1 protein-coding gene is annotated in these 2,115 nt (G+C 68.0%); it reads right to left on the reverse strand.

Annotation, left to right across the window (positions count from 1 at the left end):
* Positions 1-89: 89 nt before the first annotated feature.
* A partial coding sequence (locus tag LQV45_RS27660) for a bifunctional UDP-sugar hydrolase/5'-nucleotidase (RefSeq protein ID WP_230010071.1) occupies positions 90-2,115 on the reverse strand: 2,026 nt, incomplete at its 5' end.

Genomic DNA, 2,115 nt, shown 5'->3' on the forward strand with positions numbered 1-2,115 from the left:
GCAGTGGACAGTTGGTGCTTATGTCCAGTGCTGCGGGCCAGGGGAGGGCATGTGCCGTGGTGGGGGACCAGGAAGTCCGGGCTAAGGCATCAGCCCTTGAGGCACTTCCGGTAGGCGGCCATGGCTGTCCCGTAGTTCACCTGGCCCACGAGATCCCCTGGCCTGGTCGGCTTGACCGGCGGCGTGCACTTCGGCGGGACGGGGACGCTGGCCGCGACCTTCACCGCCGTTTTCACCACAGTGCCGGATTCGACGGCGGTAAGCACCAGGGTGCCCGTGCCGGCGGCGGCGCCAGCGGGAACCAACACGCTCACGTTGGCGGCGCCGGCGGTCACCGGTACCGTACCCAGGGCCGTCACGGTGCCCGCAGCGTCCGTGAACTCGGCGCGCAGCGAGGCATTCACCGGGCTGCCCAGCGAGGTGAGGTCCAGCTTCGAAACCGCCAGTGTGATGGATTCGCCGCCCTTGACCTCGGCCGCCGTCGTGTTCACGACAGCCACGGAGCGGCGGGCGAAGTCCGGCGAGACCGGGTTGTGGGCCTGCAGGTACTTGATCCAGGCGTCGCGGTCCACGAGCCCGGAGTCCTTGGTGCCCGCGCCTTCCTTGAAGATGCGGAAGTTGTCGCCGCCGGTGGCCAGGAAATTGAACGTCCCGATCCGGTAGGACTTCGCCGGGTCGATCAGTGCACCATTGACCCGGATCGAGGTGATCCGGTCACCGGCGGCGCGGGCGGCGTCGTAGGTGTAGTTCACGTTCTTGGACAGGCCCAGCTGCTGGTACGCACGGCTGGGAACCGTGCCGTCCGGGTTGGTCTGCCACTGCTGCTCCAGCAGGGTCTTGAACTGCGCACCGGTCAGGGACGTGGTCCACAGATTGTTCACGAACGGCAGCACCGCGTTGGCCTCGGCGTACGTGATCGTGCCGTCGGGGGCGTAGTACAGCTCGTTGCGCAGGCCGCCCGGGTTGACGACGCCGATTTCGGCGGCGCCGAGGTCCGGCGCCTTCAGCGCATCCACCAGGGAGTCCGCCACCAGGTTGCCGAGCGTGGACTCGCTGCTCCGGTCATCGCGCACAGCCGGGGAACCGGCGAACGCCGTCGTCATGTCCGCCGTGACCTTGCCGACAGGCTGGTTGCCGACCACCGCGGCGTCGGCCAGGGCCTTGTCCACGATTGCCTTGACGGCCGCGACGCGCGGGTACTGCGCCACAAGATCGGCTGCCGGCTGCGCGGCGCTGGTGGTGCGCTGGACGTTGCCGGCCTTGTACCCGGTCACCGACATGGTCCTGGTGTCGATGGTCAGCTGGATCTGGCCGATGAACTCGCCGTAGTTTCCGGTCTGGACGATCGGGCGGGTCTTGCCCGTGGGCTGGCCCGCCGCGTCCAGGACCGGGGCGTCCCACGCGTACTGCTTGTGGGTGTGGCCGTTGAAGATCGCCGCCACATCCGGGGTGACCTTCTGGACCATCTTGGCGAAGGGGCCGCCCGCGGCGATTTCCTGCTCCAAAGTGGCGCCCTCGGGTGCGCCCGACCCGGCGCCGTCGTGGTTCTCCACGATGATGACGTCGGCGAGCTTGTCCGCCTTGATCTTCGCCGCGACCCGGTTGATCGCGTCGACGGGGTCACCGAATTCAAGGTCCGCGATGCCTGACGGCGCGACCAGGGACGGCACCTCCTGCGTAACCGTGCCGATCACGGCGACCTTCACGCCGTTCATGTCCAGGACCGTGTATTCCGGCAGGACCGGGGTGGTGGTGCCTTTGGCGTAGACGTTGGCGCCCAGGTACGGGAACTTGGCGTTGGTCCCGCCGGCAGTGACGCGGTCGCGCAGGTCAGCCCAGCCGCCGTCGAACTCGTGGTTGCCCACCGCGGAGGTGCGCAGCTCCAGGGCGTTCAGCACGTCGATGGTCGGCTGGTCCTTGGCAATCGCCGAGGCGAACAGCGAGGCGCCGATGTTGTCGCCGGCCGAAATGAACGTCGTGGCGCCCGGGGCGGCAGCGGCGCGCAGCTTCTCGATGGTCCCGGCGAAGAACACGGTGTTGGAATCGATGCGGCCATGGAAGTCGTTGATGCCCAGGAAGTTCAGCTCAACACTTGCCGGGGTGACGGGCAAGTTC

The organism is Microbacterium sp. Bi128, assembly GCF_918698205.1.